Origin of the sequence: Pseudomonas sp. ABFPK (genome assembly GCF_001586765.1) — a bacterium.
Classification (GTDB): domain Bacteria; phylum Pseudomonadota; class Gammaproteobacteria; order Pseudomonadales; family Pseudomonadaceae; genus Aquipseudomonas; species Aquipseudomonas asiatica.
On the sequence record NZ_LQXW01000008.1, the window covers coordinates 55316 to 72164 of the forward strand.

Sequence of the window (16849 nt, forward strand, 5' to 3'; positions counted from 1 at the left end):
GCTGCTCCTACAGGGATATGTGCAAGCTGTTTTGTTGCGTGATCCGTAAAACACCGTTGCATCTAAGACTAAGGTCGTCTGGTTGGCGTCCGATAGCCGCATAAAGTAAGGGTCGTGGGTTCCACCCCTATCTGTGCTGCTAGGACAAAAACAATGAACGACAGCATTTACCTCTCGATACAAAACAGCCCCCGCTTCAAGGAGCTGGTCACCAAACGCGAACGGTTCGCCTGGATTCTCTCGGCGATCATGCTCGGCCTGTACTGCGCCTTCATCCTCCTGATCGCCTACGGTCCTCAGATCCTGGGCACCAAGCTCAGCCCTGAGTCGTCGATTACCTGGGGCATCCCCCTGGGCGTCGGCCTGATCGTCTCGGCATTCGTCCTGACCGCCATCTACGTACGCCGCGCCAACGGCGAATTCGATGAGCTGAACAAGGCCATCCTGAAGGAGGCGCAACAATGATTCGCCACGCCAAAGCCCTGGCCGTACTGGCCTGCGGAGCCTTCGCACCCGCCGTGTGGGCCGCCGATGCCCTGACCGGCGAGGTGCAGAAGCAACCGCTGAACGTCTCCGCGATCGCCATGTTCGTGGCCTTCGTCGCCTTCACCCTCGGTATCACCTACTGGGCCTCCAAGCGCAACAAGTCGGCGTCGGACTACTACGCCGCCGGGGGCAAGATCACCGGCTTCCAGAACGGCCTGGCGATTGCCGGTGACTACATGTCGGCCGCCTCGTTCCTGGGTATTTCCGCACTCGTGTTCACCTCTGGCTACGACGGCCTGATCTATTCGATCGGCTTCCTGGTCGGCTGGCCGATCATCCTCTTCCTGATCGCCGAACGCCTGCGCAACCTGGGCAAGTACACCTTCGCCGACGTGGCCTCGTACCGCCTCGGGCAGAAGGAGATCCGCACCCTGTCGGCCTCCGGTTCGCTGGTGGTGGTGGCGTTCTACCTGATCGCGCAGATGGTCGGTGCCGGCAAGCTGATCGAGCTGCTGTTCGGCCTGGACTACCATGTGGCGGTGATCCTGGTGGGTATCCTGATGTGCCTGTACGTGCTGTTTGGCGGCATGCTGGCCACCACCTGGGTACAGATCATCAAGGCCGTGTTGCTGCTGTCCGGTGCCAGCTTCATGGCGCTGATGGTGATGAAGCACGTGGGCTTCGACTTCAACACCCTGTTCTCCGAGGCAATCAAGGTGCACGCCAAGGGCGAGGCGATCATGAGCCCGGGCGGCCTGGTCAAGGACCCGATCTCGGCATTCTCGCTGGGCCTGGCGCTGATGTTCGGTACCGCCGGCCTGCCGCACATCCTGATGCGCTTCTTTACCGTCAGTGACGCCAAGGAAGCGCGCAAGAGCGTGCTGTACGCCACCGGCTTCATCGGCTACTTCTACATCCTCACCTTCATTATCGGCTTTGGCGCCATCCTGCTGGTCAGCACCAACCCGGACTTCAAGGACGCCGCTGGCGCCCTGCTGGGTGGCAACAACATGGCAGCGGTGCACCTGGCCAACGCCGTGGGTGGCAGCGTGTTCCTCGGCTTCATCTCGGCTGTTGCCTTCGCCACCATCCTGGCGGTGGTCGCCGGCCTGACCCTGGCCGGTGCCTCAGCAGTGTCCCATGACCTGTACGCCAGTGTATGGCGCAAGGGCAAGGCCAACGACAAGGACGAGATCCGCGTGTCGAAGATCACCACCGTCGCCCTGGGCGTACTGGCGATCGGCCTGGGTATCCTGTTCGAGAAGCAGAACATCGCCTTCATGGTCGGCTTGGCGTTCTCCATCGCGGCCAGCTGCAACTTCCCGGTACTGCTGCTCTCGATGTACTGGAAGAAGCTGACCACCCGCGGTGCGATGATCGGCGGCTGGCTGGGCCTGGTGAGCGCGGTGACGCTGATGATCCTCGGCCCGACCATCTGGGTGCAGATCCTCGGCCACGAGAAGCCGATCTACCCGTACGAGTACCCGGCGCTGTTCTCGATGCTGATCGCCTTCGTCGGTATCTGGTTCTTCTCGGTCACCGACAAGTCCAAGGCTGCCGAAGACGAACGTGCGCTGTTCTTCCCGCAGTTCGTGCGTTCGCAGACTGGCCTGGGCGCTTCGGGTGCTGTTTCGCACTGATCCTTCCGGCAATGAAAAACCGCGCTTCGGCGCGGTTTTTTTGTGTTTTCGCCGCTAGATCATGCCTAGCAGCAACAAAACCAGCAGAACTACCAGCACCACGCCGATGATGCCGGACGGGCCATAGCCCCAGCTGCGCGAGTGCGGGAAGACCGGTAAGCCACCAATCAGCAGAAGGATCAGGATGATGATGAGAATCGTTGTCATGACGGAGTCCTTGCGTGGTTGAGGGTCAAGGGCCTCGGACTGCTGGCCTCTTGTAAATAAGGACTGGTGGTGAGTGTCAAAGATTCCATTTGTGTAGGGCTTGTACCGGCCTCTTCGCAGCACAAGGCTGCTCCTACAGGTGTGTGCGGTCCCTGCAGGAGCAGCCGGTGCAGGCTAACCACACAGTCATGCCCGTCCATTCACTACCCTGATGAACCCTGCCTGCCCACCAGGCCTTGATTAGACTGGTTGCACAACTCATCAGAACAAGGCCAGTCACCATGCAAAACCGCATCATGATTACCGGCGCCGGGTCCGGCCTCGGTCGCGAGATCGCCCTGCGCTGGGCGCGTGAGGGCTGGCGCCTGGCGCTGGCCGATGTCAACGAAGCCGGCCTGCGCGAAACCCTGGAGCTGGCCCGCGCAGCTGGCGGCGAAGGCTTTGCCCAGCGTTGCGACGTGCGCGACTACAGCCAGCTCACCGCCCTGGCCCAGGCCTGCAGCGAGCAGTTCGGTGGTATCGATGTGATCGTCAACAACGCCGGCGTTGCTTCGGGCGGGTTCTTCGCCGAACTGTCGCTGGAGGACTGGGACTGGCAGATCGCAGTCAACCTGATGGGCGTGGTCAAGGGCTGCAAGGCCTTTCTGCCGCTGCTGGAGTGCAGCAAGGGGCGGATCATCAACATCGCCTCGATGGCTGCGCTGATGCAGGGGCCGGGCATGAGCAACTACAACGTGGCCAAGGCCGGCGTACTGGCCCTGTCGGAAAGCCTGCTGGTCGAGCTACGCGAACTGGAAGTCGCGGTGCACGTGGTGTGCCCGTCTTTCTTCCAGACCAACCTGCTGGACTCGTTCCGCGGGCCGAACCCGGCGATGAAAGCCCAGGTCGGCAAGCTGCTTGAAGGCTCGCCGATCAATGCGGCGGACATCGCCGAATACATCCACCGGCAGGTTGCCGCTGGTGAGTTCCTGATCCTGCCCCATGAAGCCGGGCGCCAAGCCTGGCAACTGAAGCGTCAGGCACCTGAGCGGCTGTATGACGAGATGGCTGAGATGGCGGTGAAAATGCGGGCCAAGGCTCGGTCGCGATGATACGTCTGTAAGGAAAGTTACCGGCAGATGTAGGGTGCTTCTGAATCACGGTAGAACTATTGAGTAGCCCTATGCCGTCAAGGCAGGCTCCGGTTTTCCCTTTCGCTGGAGGAACGGAGCATGCTGGTAATAGGGCGCGAAGTGGGAGAGATCATCGTGATTGGTGATGACATTCGGATCATGGTCGTGGAAACGCGGGACGGGATGGTGCGCTTTGGCGTGGATGCACCGCGGCAGGTACCGGTGCATCGGGCCGAGGTGTACAAGCGTATCAAGGAAGGGCAGCAGGCCAAAGCCCGCAGGGTTTGATGTTGCCTGTGCCGGCCTCTTCGCGGGCTCGCCCGCTCCCACGGGTACTGCACCGCCCTCAAGACTTGTGAAATTCCTGTGGGAGCGGGCGAGCCCGCGAAGAGGTCAGACCTGTTAGTCGAGCAGCTCGCGGGGCACATCATGCTTGGCCAGCAACTGGCACTGCTGGCTTTCCGGGTCGAACAGGATGAACGCCTGGCCCTTGGCCAATGCCTGGCGCACCCGCAGCACGCGGGTTTCCAGCGGGGTGTCGTCGCCGTTGTCGGTACCGTCGCGGGTGACGAAGTCCTCGATCAGGCGGGTCAGGGTTTCGGCTTGCAGTTGGTCGTAAGGGATCAGCATGGTGGCGTTGCCTAGGGTGTTGGTGGGGGCATGCTACGCGAAACATTCGAGATTTTGGGGCTGCAACGCAGCCCCAGGGCCTCAAGCCTTGTTGCCAACCAGGCTATCCACCGCCGGCACCCGCGTATCGCTCTCCATCTGTGCATCATGTTCCAGCTGGTGGCTGAAGCGCTCCAACGACGCATTGGCCGGCTGCGAATCACTGGCAAACACCGGCGGGCTCAGCAGGTACGCCGACAACAAGCGGCTCAACGCCGCCAGGCTGTCGATGTGTGTTCGCTCGTAGCCATGGGTGGCATCGCAACCAAAGGCTACCAGCGCGGTACGAATATCGTGCCCCGCCGTCACTGCCGAATGGGCATCGCTGAAGTAGTAGCGGAACAGATCGCGCCGCACCGGCAGGTCGTGGTCGCCGGCCAGTTTCAGCAGGTGCCGGGACAGGTGGTAGTCGTAAGGCCCCGACGAGTCCTGCATGGCCACGCTCACTGCATGTTCGCTGGAGGCCTGCCCGGGCGCCACCGGGGCGATGTCGATGCCGACGAACTCGCTGACGTCCCAGGGCAGGGCGCCAGCCGCTCCCGAGCCGGTCTCTTCGGTGATGGTGAACAGCGGGTGGCAGTCGATCAACGGTTGGCGGCCGCTTTCCACCACGGCTTTCAGCGCCGCCAGCAGCGCTGCCACGCCGGCCTTGTCGTCCAGGTGGCGGGCGCTGATGTGGCCGCTTTCGGTGAATTCGGGCAGCGGGTCGAAGGCAACGAAATCACCGATGCCTATACCCAGCGCCTCGCAGTCGGCGCGGGTGGCGCAGTAGGCGTCCAGGCGTACCTCAACGTGCTCCCAGCTGACCGGCATCTGGTCGATGGCGGTGTTGAAAGCATGCCCGCTGGCCATCAGCGGCAGCACGCTGCCCCGGTACACGCCGGTGTCGGTGAATACGCTGACCCGGCTGCCTTCGGCGAAGCGGCTGGACCAGCAACCGACTGGCGCCAGGGCCAGGCGGCCGTTGTCCTGCAACTGGCGCACGCTGGCGCCGATGGTGTCCAGGTGAGCGGACACGGCGCGGTCGGGTGAGGTCTGGCGGCCCTTGAGTGTGGCGCGGATGGTGCCGCGGCGGGTCAGCTCGAAAGGGATGCCCAGTTCGTCCAGGCGTTCGGCCACGTAGCGCACAATGGTGTCGGTGAAACCGGTGGGGCTGGGGATGGCGAGCATCTCCAACAGCACGCGCTTGAGGTAGTCGAGATCAGGTTCGGGATGTCGGTCGGACATGGTTGGGGACTCCTTTACTCCTGTGCCGGCCTCTTCGCGGGCACGCCCGCTCCCACAGTGCCCCCACAGAGCCGGAGTGCAGCACCGTACCTGTGGGAGCGGGTTTACCCGCGAAGAGGCCAGCAGCGGTTACGCCAAAGGCCGGCTATGCGGAAACAGCAGATCGATAAAACGCTCGGCGGTCGGTTGCGGTTCATGGTTGGCCAAGCCGGCACGCTCGTTGGCCTCGATGATCACGTACTCCGGTTGCCCGGCATCACGCACCATGAAGTCCAGCCCCACCACCGGGATCTCCAGCGCCCGTGCAGCGCGCACGGCGGCGTCGGCCAGCACCGGGTGCAGGCGATCGGTCACGTCTTCCAGGGTGCCGCCGGTGTGCAGGTTGGCGGTGCGTCGCACGGCCAGGCGCTGGCCGGCGGGCAACACGTCGTCGTAGCCAAAGCCCGCCGCGCGCAGGGTGCGCTCGGTTTCGTCGTCCAGTGGAATGCGGCTTTCGCCACCGGTTGCGGCCTGGCGCCGACGGCTCTGGGCATCGATCAGCTCGCGGATGCTGTGCTTGCCATCGCCCAGCACTTGCGCTGGGTGGCGGATGGCTGCCGCCACCACTTCATAGCCGATCACCACGATGCGCAGGTCATGCCCGGCATGGAAGCTTTCCAGCAACACGCGGCTGTCGAACTGGCGGGCATGCGCCACGGCGTGGGTGATGTCGTCGATGCAGGTGAGGTTCACCGCCACGCCCTGGCCTTGCTCGCCATCGACCGGCTTGACCACCACCGCGCCATGCTCTTCGAGAAACGCCAGGTTGTCGTCGGCATTGCCGGCCAGCTGCTGCGCCGGCACCTGCAGCCCGGCATTGTGCAAGGCATGTTGGGTAAGGCGCTTGTCCTGGCACAGGGTCATGGTCACGGCGCTGGTCAGGTCGCTGAGCGATTCACGGCAGCGAATGCGGCGCCCGCCCAGGCTGAGGGTGAACAGGCCGCCGGCGGCATCGTCGACTTGTACCTCGATGCCTCGACGCAGCGCTTCGTCGACGATGATGCGTGCGTAGGGGTTGAGGTCGGCTTGAGGCCCCGGCCCCAGAAACAGCTGTTCGTTGATGCCGTTCTTGCGCTTGACCGCGAAGGTCGGCAGGTTGCGAAAACCCAGCTTCTGGTAAAGGCGCTTGGCCTGGCGGTTGTCGTGCAGCACCGACAGGTCCAGGTAGGCCAGGCCGCGGCTCATGAAGTGTTCGATCAGGTGGCGCACCAGCACCTCGCCCACGCCAGGGCGGGTGCAGTGCGGGTCTACCGCCAGGCACCAGAGGCTGCTGCCGTGCTCGGGGTCGTCGAACGCCTTGGCGTGGTTCAGGCCCATGACGCTGCCGATCACCGCGCCGCTGTCTTCGTCCTCGGCCAGCCAGTACGCCGGGCCGCCCAGGTGCAGTGGCGTAAGCAGCTCGGCGTCCACCGGCAACATGCCGCGCGCCTGGTACAGGGTGTTTATCGCCTGCCAGTCGCCCGGGTTCTGCGCCCGGCGCACACGAAAGCCGCGGAACACCCGCTGCGCCGGGCGGTAGTCGGTGAACCACAGGCGCAGGGTGTCGGACGGGTCGAGGAACAGTTGCTGCGGGGCCTGGGCCAGCAGCTGCTGCGGCGCGGCCACGTACAGGGCGATATCGCGCTCGCCGGGGCGTTCTTCCAGCAGGTCGGCGGCCAGGTCGGCCGGGTTGGGGTAGGTGTGGCCGATCAGCAGCCGGCCCCAACCGCAATGTACGGCGCGCGGCTGGTCGTGGGGCTGGCTGCCGTCGCCGGCCAGGCGCGCCTGCAGGCGCTCGTAGGACGGCGCCTGGCCGCGCAGCAGGCGCTGACCGTAAGCGATTTCATGGGCTTTCATCGGTCAGATTCCTTGTTCGCTCAGCCACAGGTTCAGCGCCGCCAGCTGCCACAGCTTGGAGCCGCGTAGCGGTGTCAGCTGGCCGTGCGGGTTGCTCAGCAGGCGGTCGAGCATGGCTGGGTTGAACAGCCCGCGGTCCTGGCTGGGGTCGGTCAGCAGTTCACGTACCCAGCCGAGGGTGGCGCCTTCCAGATGCTTCAGGCCCGGCACCGGGAAGTAGCCCTTCTTGCGGTCGATCACCTCGTGCGGGATCACCCGCCGCGCCGCCTGCTTGAGCACCTGCTTGCCGCCGTCGGGCAGCTTGAAGCGTGCCGGAATGCGTGCCGAAAGCTCCACCAGCCGGTAGTCGAGGAATGGCGTGCGCGCCTCCAGGCCCCAGGCCATGGTCATGTTGTCGACCCGTTTGACCGGGTCGTCGACCAGCATCACCGTGCTGTCCAGGCGCAGCGCCTTGTCTACCGCATCGGGGGCGCCAGGGCGGGCGAAGTGTTCACGGACAAAGTCGCCCGCTGCGTCGCTTTCCAGCAGCCAGGGTGCCTGCACGGTGTCGCGGTACTCGGCGTGGCTGCGATCGAAGAAGGCTTCGCGGTAGGCGGCAAAGGCATCCTCTGCGCCGTCCACCTGCGGGTACCAGTGGTAGCCGGCGAACAGCTCGTCGGCGCCCTGGCCGCTTTGCACCCCCTTGCAGTGCCTGGCCACTTCACGCGACAGCAGGTAGAAGGCGATGCAGTCATGGCTGACCATGGGTTCGCTCATGGCGCGGAAGGCGGCTGGCAACTGGTCGATGATTTCGTGCTCGGCAATGCGCAGCTGGTGGTGACGGGTGCCGTAGTGCTTGGCGATCAGGTCGGAGTACTGGAACTCGTCGCCGCGTTCGCCACCGGCATCCTCGAAACCGATGGAGAAGGTCGACAGGTCATCCACGCCCACTTCGCGCAGCAGGCCGACCAGCAGGCTGGAATCGACCCCGCCAGACAGCAGTACACCTACGTCCACTGCTGCCCGTTGGCGAATGGCCACGGCGTCGCGGGTGGCGTCGAGCACGCGGGTGGTCCAGCCTTCCAGGTCCAGCTCACGTTCATCGGGGTTGGCGCCGTAGTGCAGCTGCCACCAGGTCTGGCGTTCCACTTCGCCATGGCGGTCGATGCGCATCCAGGTACCGGGTTCCAGCTTTTGCACGTTGGCCAGCAGGGTGCGTGGCGCCGGCACCACGGCGTGGAAATTCAGGTAGTGGTTGAGTGCCACCGGGTCGAGCATCGGGTCGATGTCACCACCCTTGAGCAGCGCTGGCAGGGTCGAGGCGAAGCGCAGGCGCTCGCCGTTGCGCGACAGGTACAAGGGCTTTACGCCCAGGCGGTCGCGGGCGAGGAACAGGCGCTGGTTGTCGCGTTCCCAGATCGCCAGGGCGAACATGCCATTGAGCTTGGGCAGCAGGGCCGCGCCCCAGGCGTGGTAGCCCTTCAGCAACACCTCGGTGTCGCCGTCGGACCAGAAGCTGTAGCCCAGGGCCTGCAGCTCCTGGCGCAGTTCGGGGAAGTTGTAGATGGCGCCGTTGAAGGCCAGCGACAGGCCCAGGGTGTTGTCCACCATCGGCTGGGCAGAGCCGTCGGACAGGTCCATGATTTTCAGGCGCCGGTGGCCGAGGGCGATGGGGCCTTGGCTATGGAAGCCCCAGGCATCCGGGCCGCGGGGCGCCAGGTGGTGGGTTATGCGCTCTACCGCAGCCAGGTCGGCTGGGCGAGGGGCTTGGTCGATGGGTGTAAAACGCAACTCTCCTGCTAATCCGCACATAGGTCCTTACCGGTTTTTCCGTTGGGGAGGGGGTGCCCCGGATTAGGGCACCTTAAGGAACTGACCCATGTGGTTAGCGAGAGTTTTAGATCGATCTGTTATATGAGGTGGCGTTGGCAGGTGCCTGTCTTGGGTGTTGTGGTGTTGCGGACATCGAGCGCCGCGCGGGCGGCGCTTCGCAGCACAAGGCTGCTCCTACATCTGTTTCGGGCCAGTAACGCCTGTACCAATGCGCGCGCGACCGCCTTGTTTGTCCGACACGATATCGGGGTGAGCGCAAAGGGGCCGCGTGCTTGTATCGCAGGAATGACTGGCCCGAAACAGATGTAGGAGCAGCCTTGTGCTGCGAAGCGCCGCCCGCGCGGCGCTCGACCTCACAGGCGCAACCAATTCAACGGCATGCACCCGATGCAATCACTTCCCGCGGATCAATTTACGCAACCCAAACCGATTCGGGTGGCACGCCTCCGCCACCGCCCGTGGCAACGGCAGCGGTTCACCGCACACCCACGCCGCCACCAGTTCGCCGCTCAACGGCGCCGTGATCAACCCGCGCGAGCCGTGCCCGCTGTTCACATACAACCCATCCAGCCAGGGGCAGGCCACGTCCGGCACCTGCCGCGCATCCCGGCCCAGCACTGCATAGGCCTGGGCGAACGCCTGCGCATCCGCCACCGGCCCGACGATCGGCAGGTAATCCGGGCTGGTGCAACGGAACGCTGCACGTCCCTGCAATTGCCCGGGGTCCAGTTCGGCGGTGCCCAGGCGCTGGGCCAGATCGACCGAAATCTCGTCCAGCAATGCCAGGTTGCCCTGATGCTCGGCTACCGTCGGCGCCAGGTCTGTGCTGTGGAAGTCGAAGCTCGCGCCCAAGGTGTGTTCATCCCCGCGCGGCGGCGCTACATAGCCTTCCGCACACACCACGGTGCGCAGCGCGCGGCTGCTGGGGGTGGCCGGCAGGCGGGTGATCTGCCCGCGGATGCGCTTGAGCGGCAGCTGCGCGCATGGTTCGAAGCGCAGTACGTCGGCGGCACCGGCCAGCACCACCACCGGCGCGCTGGCCAGCAAACGTTCGCCAGCCCAGGCTTGCCACTGCCCGTCGACCTTGCGCAGCTCGAGCACCTCCTGGTGCGTCAGTAGGCGAATACCCGGGTGCTGCAACTGCTGCTGGCACAGCGCCGGCGGGTGCACCCAGCCACCTTCGGGATAGAACAGCCCGCCAGCCGGCAAGGCCACACCTGCGATGGCTTCGGCTTCTGCACGTTCCAGCGAGTGCAGCAGGCCATGTTCGAAGGCCCCAGCCAGTTTGCCCTGGCGTTCGGCTTCCTTGCTGTCGAAGGCCAGTTGCAGCACGCCGCAGGCATCCCAGTCGTGGCCACGTTGCAGGCGCTGCAACTGGCGCCGGGTGTAACCGAAACCGGCCAGGATCATCTGCGACAACGCCGTGCCATGGGCGGACAACTTGAGGTACAGGACCCCTTGCGGGTTACCCGAAGCTTCCCGAGCCGGCGTGTCGTGGCGTTCCAGCACGGTAACCTGCCAGCCACGCCGTGCCAGGCTGGCGGCGGTGGTGCTGCCGGCGAGCCCGGCGCCTATCACCAGCGCTTCACGCGGCCCCGCAACGGCAGCCGGGCGCGCATACCATGGCGCACCGGGGCTGGGCACAGGGCCGACATAGGCGCCGCTCATCACTTCCCATTTCTTGCCGATGCCCGGCACCTTCTTCATGGCGAAGCCGGCATCGACCAGGCTGCGGCGTACCCAGCCGGTGGTGGTGAAGGTGCCTAGCACCGTGCCCGGGTGTGACAGCCGTGCCAGTTGCGCGAACAGCTCCGGGGTCCACATGTCGGGGTTCTTGGCCGGCGCGAAGCCGTCGAGGAACCACACATCGATCTGCGCATCGAGTTGCGGCAGCTGCTCCAGTACGTCGCCTATCAGCAGGGTGAGGGTGACCCGGCCGTTGTCGAAGGTGAACTGCTGGAAGCCAGGGTGCACCGCCACGTACTGCTCCAGCAGGGGCTGGCTGTAGGCCGCCAGTTCCGGCCACAGGCGTATGGCACGGGCCAGGTCGTCGCGACCGAGGGGGTATTTTTCGACGCTGACGAAATGCAGGCGGGCCTCGGCATGGGCGTGCTGCTCGAACAGTTGCCAGGCGCAGTAGAAATTCATGCCGGTGCCGAACCCGGTTTCGCCGATCACCACGCAGGCGTGCGGGGTGAGGTTGGCAAAGCGCTCGGCCAGACGGGTTTGCCCGAGAAACACGTGCCTGGTTTCTTCGATGCCTTCGTTGACTGCGAAATAGACGTCGTCGTATTGCCGCGAATGGGGGCGGCCCTGGTCGTCCCAGTCGATCTGGGCGTGCTGGAGGAGGGTGGACATGGTTGGCTCGGTTGCAGCGGATGGGCGGATTTTATGCCATCTGAGGATTTTGCGCTGGCTGTGCCGGCCCTATCGCCGGCAAGCCAGCTCCCACAGGTACTGCACAAGCCTTCAAATCCGCTAGTCTTGCTTATCCATTGAAGGAGCCAGTGCATGTTCGAATCCGCAGAAATCGGCCACAGCATCGACAAGGAGGCTTACGACGCCGAGGTACCCGCTTTGCGCGAGGCCCTGCTCGAAGCCCAGTACGAACTCAAGCAGCAGGCGCGCTTCCCGGTGATCGTGCTGATCAACGGTATCGAAGGCGCCGGCAAGGGCGAGACGGTCAAACTGCTGAACGAGTGGATGGACCCGCGCATGATCGATGTGCTCACCTTCGACCAGCAGACCGACGAAGAGCTGGCCCGCCCGCCGGCCTGGCGCTACTGGCGGGCCCTGCCACCCAAGGGGCGGATGGGCGTGTTCTTCGGCAACTGGTACAGCCAGATGCTGCAGGGGCGGGTGCACGGGGTGTTCAAGGATGCCGTGCTCGACCAGGCCATCACCGGCGCCGAACGCCTGGAAGAGATGCTGTGCGACGAAGGTGCGTTGATCATCAAGTTCTGGTTCCACCTGTCCAAGAAGCAGATGAAGGCGCGGCTGAAATCGCTCAAGGACGACCCGCTGCACAGCTGGAAGATCAGCCCGCTGGACTGGCAGCAGTCGGAAACCTACGACCGTTTCGTGCGCTTTGGTGAGCGCGTGCTGCGCCGCACCAGCCGCGACTACGCGCCGTGGCATGTCATCGAGGGCGTCGACCCGAACTACCGCAGCCTGGCGGTAGGGCGCATCCTGCTGGAAAGCCTGCAGGCGGCACTGGACAACAACCCCAAAGGCAAGCACCAGGGCAACGTCGCCCCGCTGGGCCGCAGCATCGACCAGCGCAGCCTGCTCGGCGCGCTGGACATGACCCTGCGCCTGGACAAGTCCGACTACCAGGAGCAACTGGTCACCGAGCAGGCCCGCCTGGCCGGCCTGCTGCGCCACAAGCACATGCGCCGGCATGCCCTTGTGGCGGTGTTCGAAGGCAACGACGCTGCCGGCAAGGGCGGTGCCATCCGCCGCGTGGCCGCCGCGCTGGACCCGCGCCAGTACCGCATCGTGCCGATTGCTGCGCCCACTGAAGAAGAACGCGCGCAGCCATACCTGTGGCGGTTCTGGCGGCACATTCCGGCGCGTGGCAAGTTCACCATCTTCGACCGTTCCTGGTATGGCCGGGTGCTGGTGGAGCGTGTGGAAGGCTTCTGCAGCCCGGCGGACTGGATGCGTGCCTACAGCGAGATCAACGATTTCGAGGAACAGCTGGTGAATGCCGGCACGGTGTTGGTCAAGTTCTGGCTGGCGATCGACCAGCAGACCCAGCTGGAGCGTTTCGAAGAGCGCGAGCAGATCCCGTTCAAGCGTTACAAGATCACCGAGGATGACTGGCGCAACCGCGACAAATGGGACGACTATGTCCAGGCGGTGGGCGACATGGTCGACCGCACCAGCACCGAAATTGCGCCGTGGACGCTGGTGGAGGCCAACGACAAGCGCTGGGCGCGGGTGAAGGTGTTGCGCACCATCAACCAGGCGCTTGAGGCGGCGTTTGCCAGGGACAAGAAATAATCGAAGTTCCTGTTTGCCTGTTCTGGCCTCTTCGCGGGTGAACCCGCTCCCACAGAAATACCACAGGGCTGAATCTTGTGTGATCCTTGTGGGAGCGGGTTTACCCGCGAAGAGGCCAGAACAGGCAGCACAACTGCCAAGCCATGCCGCAGAAGAATGACCTGATGAATTCTTTTCCCGGCACCCACCACCGTCCCCGCCCTCCAAGCCCGTAGAATTCAACCACCCCCACCACGGGCTCGATCGAGGATTCTATGCACACCATTACCGGCCGCTGGGGCTATGGCCTTTTCCTGGCACTTTTGACGGCGTTGCTCTGGGGCATCCTGCCGATCAAGCTCAAGCAGGTGCTGCAAGTGGTCGACCCGGTCACCGTCACCTGGTACCGCCTGCTGGTCTCCGGCGGCCTGCTGTTCGCCTGGCTGGCCGCCAAGCGCAGGCTGCCTTCCTTCAGCAAGCTGACGCCCACGCGCAAAGGCCTGGTGGTAGTGGCCGTGCTTGGCCTGATGGGCAACTACGTGCTGTACCTGATTGGCCTGAACCTGCTCAGCCCGGGCACCGCGCAACTGGTCGTGCAGATCGGCCCGGTGCTGTTGCTGGTGGCCAGCGTGTTCGTGTTTCGCGAGCGCTTCAGCCTGGGGCAGGGCGTGGGTCTGCTGATCCTGCTGGCGGGGTTCGGGCTGTTTTTCAACCAGCGCCTGGAAGAGCTGCTGACCTCGCTCGGCACCTATACCACCGGCGTGCTGACCATCCTGCTGGCCACCAGCGTCTGGGTGTTCTATGCGCTCAGCCAGAAGCAGTTGCTGACGGTGTGGCATTCGCAGCAGGTAATGATGGTGATCTACCTCAGTTGCGCCGCGCTGCTGACACCCTGGGTCCACCCGTTGGAGGCGTTGCAGCTGACCCCGGTGCAAGGCTGGCTGTTGCTGGCCTGTTGCCTGAACACCCTGGTGGCCTATGGCGCGTTCGCCGAGGCGCTGGCGCACTGGGAGGCGTCGCGGGTGAGTGCCACGCTGGCGCTGACCCCGCTGGTGACCTTTGTCGCGGTGGCACTGGCGGCCTTGGTCTGGCCTGATTATGTGCACGCCGAGGACATCAATGCCCTGGGCTATGTGGGGGCGGTGACCGTGGTGCTGGGCTCGGCGCTGGTGGCGCTGGGGCCTTCGCTGGTGGCCGGGTGGCGCGCCCGCAGGGCGCGGTTGGCCCAGGCTCAATGATCGCCTGTACCGGCCTCTTCGCGGGTGAACCCGCTCCCACAGGGATCCCACAATATTCAGCCTTGTGGTAATCCTGTGGGAGCGGGTTCACCCGCGAAAGGGCCGGTAAAGGCAGTGCACGACTCAGCCCTTCCCCCCCGGAGCCAGCATGTTCTCCGGCCTCACCCACTGGTCGAACTGCTCATTGGTCAGGTACTTCAACTCCAGTGCCGCCTCGCGCAAGGTCTTGCCTTCGCCATAGGCCTTCTTGGCAATTTCCGCTGCCTTGTCATAGCCAATATGCGGGTTCAACGCCGTCACCAGCATCAGCCCCCGTTCCAGGTGCGCCGCCATCTGCTCGGCATCCGGCTCGATGCCCGCCACGCAGTGCTGCTGGAAGTTGCGGCAGCCATCAGCCAGCAATTCGATCGACTGCAGCAGGTTGTGGATGATCACCGGCTTGAACACGTTCAGTTGCAAATGCCCCTGGCTGGCGGCAAAGCCGATCGCCGCGTCGTTGCCCAGCACCTGACAGGCCAGCATCGACAGCGCCTCGCACTGGGTAGGGTTGACCTTGCCTGGCATGATCGAGCTGCCCGGCTCGTTGGCCGGCAGGCGTACCTCGGCCAACCCGGCGCGCGGGCCGGAACCCAGCAGGCGCAGGTCATTGGCGATTTTCATCAGGGCCACGGCCAGGGTCTTCAGGGCGCCGGCCAGGCTGGTCAGCGGTTCGTGGCCGGCGAGGGCAGCGAACTTGTTCGGCGCGGTGACGAACGGCAGGCCGGACAGCGCCGCCAGTTCGGCGGCAATGGCTTCGGCAAAACCGTGCGGGGCGTTGAGCCCGGTGCCCACGGCAGTGCCGCCCTGAGCCAGCTCGCACACTGCCGGCAGGGTGGCGCGGATGGCACGCTGGGCGTAGTCGAGCTGCGCGACGAAGGCCGAGACCTCCTGGCCGAAGGTGATCGGCGTGGCGTCCATCATGTGCGTGCGGCCGGTCTTTACCAGCTTGTGGTGGCGTGCCGACAGCTCGGCCAGCCCCGAGGACAGCTCGGCGATGGCCGGCAGCAGCTTGTCGTGCACCGCCTGCGCCGCAGCGATGTGCATGGCGGTGGGGAAGCAGTCGTTGGAGCTCTGCGAGCGGTTGACGTGGTCGTTGGGGTGTACGGGCGCCTTGCCGCCACGGCCTTTGCCGGCCAGTTCATTGGCCCGCCCGGCGATCACTTCGTTGACGTTCATGTTGCTCTGGGTGCCGCTGCCGGTCTGCCAGACCACCAGCGGGAACTGGTCGTCATGCTCGCCGCCCAGCACTTCGTCGGCGGCCTGTTCGATCAGCCGGGCGATGTCGGCCGGCAAGTCGCCGTTGCGGTCGTTGACGCGTGCCGCGGCCTTCTTGATCAGCGCCAGGGCATGCAGCACCGCGATGGGCATGCGTTCCTTGCCAATGGCGAAGTTGATCAGCGAACGCTGGGTCTGCGCACCCCAGTAGGCGTCCTCAGGAACTTCGACCGGGCCCAGGCTGTCTGTCTCGATACGGCTCATTCTGTACTCACTCCCTTGTAGTTCGAAATCGCAGTTTAGGCCCTGATTCGACCGAGCGGTTCCGTCGCTCGTCGTGCCACTTGAGCACATCGCCACCACGGCGCAGAATGCTCTACTCTGAGGTACCCGCCTCCCTCTCTTCTGAAGGAAATGCAATGACCCGTCTCCGTGTCCTTTGTGCCGCCGTTGCCCTGGCTTGCGCCAGCGGCCAGGTACTCGCTGCCACCGCCAGCCACAACGCTGCTGCCGAGAAATTCCTGACCCTGGCCAACGCCGACAAGCTGGGCACCCCGGTGTACATGCAGGTCCAGCAGATGTTCGCCCAGCGTTTCGCCCAGACCAAGGCCCCGGCCACCAAGCAGCCGGTGCTGGAAAGCTACCAGGCCAAGGCCAACGCCGCGCTGGACAACGCCATCGGCTGGAACAAGCTGAAGCCGAAGATGGTCGACCTGTACACCCAGACCTTCACCGAGCAGGAGCTCAAGGACCTGGTCAAGTTCTACGAATCGCCGCTGGGCAAGAAAGTGCTGCGCGAAATGCCCAAGGTCACCCAGCAGTCGGCCCAGCTGACCCAGCAGAGCCTGGAGCCAGCGGTACCGGTGGTGAACAAGCTGCTGGATGACATGACCAAGGAACTGGATCCGAACGCTGGCAAGGCCGCCGCCCCGGCGAAGAAGTGAGTACGCCGCGATGAGCATGCAACAGCGTATCGAACAGCAGCTGGCCGCCCTGGCGCCGCAACACCTGCAAGTGCTCAATGAAAGCCACATGCACAGTCGTGGTCAGGAGACCCACTACAAGGCAGTGATCGTCAGTGAGCAGTTTGCCGGGTTGAACAGCGTCAAGCGCCACCAGAAGGTGTACGCCACCATGGGTGAGCTGATGGGCGAGATCCATGCCCTGGCCATCCACACCTACACCGCCGAAGAGTGGGCCAAGGTCGGCGTTGCACCGGCCTCGCCGGTGTGCGCGGGCGGCGGGCACTGAAACCTTGCTGTTGTTCTGGTAGAATCCTGCAAAATCCGGGGGCCGCTTTGCGGCCCATTCGCGGCACAAGGCCGCTCCTACAGGGATAGCGCAG

General features: G+C 64.7%; 15 protein-coding genes. 8 read left to right on the forward strand and 7 right to left on the reverse strand.

Annotated elements, in window-relative coordinates; genetic code table 11:
• Window positions 1-153 precede the first annotated feature (153 nt).
• Complete coding sequence (locus tag WM94_RS07300) at window positions 154-465, forward strand: DUF485 domain-containing protein (RefSeq protein ID WP_003260090.1); 312 nt, start codon at window positions 154-156, stop codon at window positions 463-465.
• Window positions 462-2126: a cation acetate symporter gene (locus WM94_RS07305; protein WP_013971432.1), complete on the forward strand. Its 1665-nt coding sequence runs from the start codon at window positions 462-464 to the stop codon at window positions 2124-2126. Before WM94_RS07300 ends, WM94_RS07305 begins: the two co-directional genes overlap by 4 nt.
• Window positions 2127-2180: 54 nt before the next feature.
• Here WM94_RS07305 and WM94_RS28835 read toward each other — a convergent pair whose 3' ends face one another.
• A complete protein-coding gene (locus WM94_RS28835) occupies window positions 2181-2333 on the reverse strand; it encodes a DUF3309 family protein (RefSeq protein ID WP_013971433.1) in 153 nt (50 codons plus the stop codon).
• A gap of 281 nt (window positions 2334-2614) precedes the next feature.
• On the opposite strand from WM94_RS28835, the gene WM94_RS07310 reads away from it, so the two are divergent.
• Both WM94_RS07310 and csrA read left to right on the forward strand, forming a co-directional pair.
• Complete coding sequence (locus WM94_RS07310) at window positions 2615-3424, forward strand: SDR family oxidoreductase (protein WP_061550821.1); 810 nt, start codon at window positions 2615-2617, stop codon at window positions 3422-3424.
• A gap of 120 nt (window positions 3425-3544) precedes the next feature.
• Window positions 3545-3733, forward strand: a complete 189-nt coding sequence (csrA, locus tag WM94_RS07315) for a carbon storage regulator CsrA (RefSeq protein WP_003259056.1) — start codon at window positions 3545-3547, stop codon at window positions 3731-3733.
• A gap of 114 nt (window positions 3734-3847) precedes the next feature.
• On the opposite strand, the gene WM94_RS07320 is transcribed toward csrA, so the two are convergent.
• The 5 genes from WM94_RS07320 to mnmC all read right to left on the reverse strand — a co-directional run bounded on the left by WM94_RS07320 (window position 3848) and on the right by mnmC (window position 11386).
• Window positions 3848-4075: a YheU family protein gene (locus WM94_RS07320; RefSeq protein WP_013971435.1), complete on the reverse strand. Its 228-nt coding sequence runs from the start codon at window positions 4073-4075 to the stop codon at window positions 3848-3850.
• Window positions 4076-4156: 81 nt separating this feature from the next.
• Complete coding sequence (locus WM94_RS07325; RefSeq protein WP_061550822.1) at window positions 4157-5341, reverse strand: osmoprotectant NAGGN system M42 family peptidase; 1185 nt, start codon at window positions 5339-5341, stop codon at window positions 4157-4159.
• Between the two features lie 129 nt (window positions 5342-5470).
• On the reverse strand, window positions 5471-7216 hold the full coding sequence (ngg, locus tag WM94_RS07330; RefSeq protein ID WP_061550823.1) for an N-acetylglutaminylglutamine synthetase: 1746 nt from the start codon (window positions 7214-7216) through the stop codon (window positions 5471-5473).
• 3 nt (window positions 7217-7219) lie between these two features.
• Window positions 7220-9007: an N-acetylglutaminylglutamine amidotransferase gene (locus WM94_RS07335; RefSeq protein WP_013971438.1), complete on the reverse strand. Its 1788-nt coding sequence runs from the start codon at window positions 9005-9007 to the stop codon at window positions 7220-7222.
• 414 nt (window positions 9008-9421) lie between these two features.
• The gene (gene mnmC, locus WM94_RS07340; RefSeq protein WP_061550824.1) at window positions 9422-11386 is read right to left on the reverse strand and encodes a bifunctional tRNA (5-methylaminomethyl-2-thiouridine)(34)-methyltransferase MnmD/FAD-dependent 5-carboxymethylaminomethyl-2-thiouridine(34) oxidoreductase MnmC; all 1965 of its coding nucleotides are present in this window, start codon (window positions 11384-11386) and stop codon (window positions 9422-9424) included.
• 153 nt (window positions 11387-11539) lie between these two features.
• Here mnmC and pap point away from each other — a divergent pair, with 153 nt between their 5' ends.
• Window positions 11540-13033: a polyphosphate:AMP phosphotransferase gene (pap, locus tag WM94_RS07345; RefSeq protein WP_013971440.1), complete on the forward strand. Its 1494-nt coding sequence runs from the start codon at window positions 11540-11542 to the stop codon at window positions 13031-13033.
• Window positions 13034-13287: 254 nt separating this feature from the next.
• Window positions 13288-14250, forward strand: a complete 963-nt coding sequence (locus tag WM94_RS07350; RefSeq protein ID WP_061550825.1) for a DMT family transporter — start codon at window positions 13288-13290, stop codon at window positions 14248-14250.
• Between the two features lie 123 nt (window positions 14251-14373).
• Here WM94_RS07350 and WM94_RS07355 read toward each other — a convergent pair whose 3' ends face one another.
• Complete coding sequence (locus WM94_RS07355) at window positions 14374-15768, reverse strand: class II fumarate hydratase (RefSeq protein ID WP_054573483.1); 1395 nt, start codon at window positions 15766-15768, stop codon at window positions 14374-14376.
• Window positions 15769-15923: 155 nt separating this feature from the next.
• Between WM94_RS07355 and WM94_RS07360 the strand changes: the two genes are divergently transcribed.
• Window positions 15924-16448, forward strand: coding sequence for a DUF2059 domain-containing protein (locus WM94_RS07360; RefSeq protein ID WP_003259051.1), 525 nt, complete (start codon window positions 15924-15926; stop codon window positions 16446-16448).
• Window positions 16449-16458: 10 nt separating this feature from the next.
• A complete protein-coding gene (locus WM94_RS07365) occupies window positions 16459-16755 on the forward strand; it encodes a BolA family transcriptional regulator (RefSeq protein ID WP_061550826.1) in 297 nt (98 codons plus the stop codon).
• Window positions 16756-16849 lie beyond the last annotated feature (94 nt).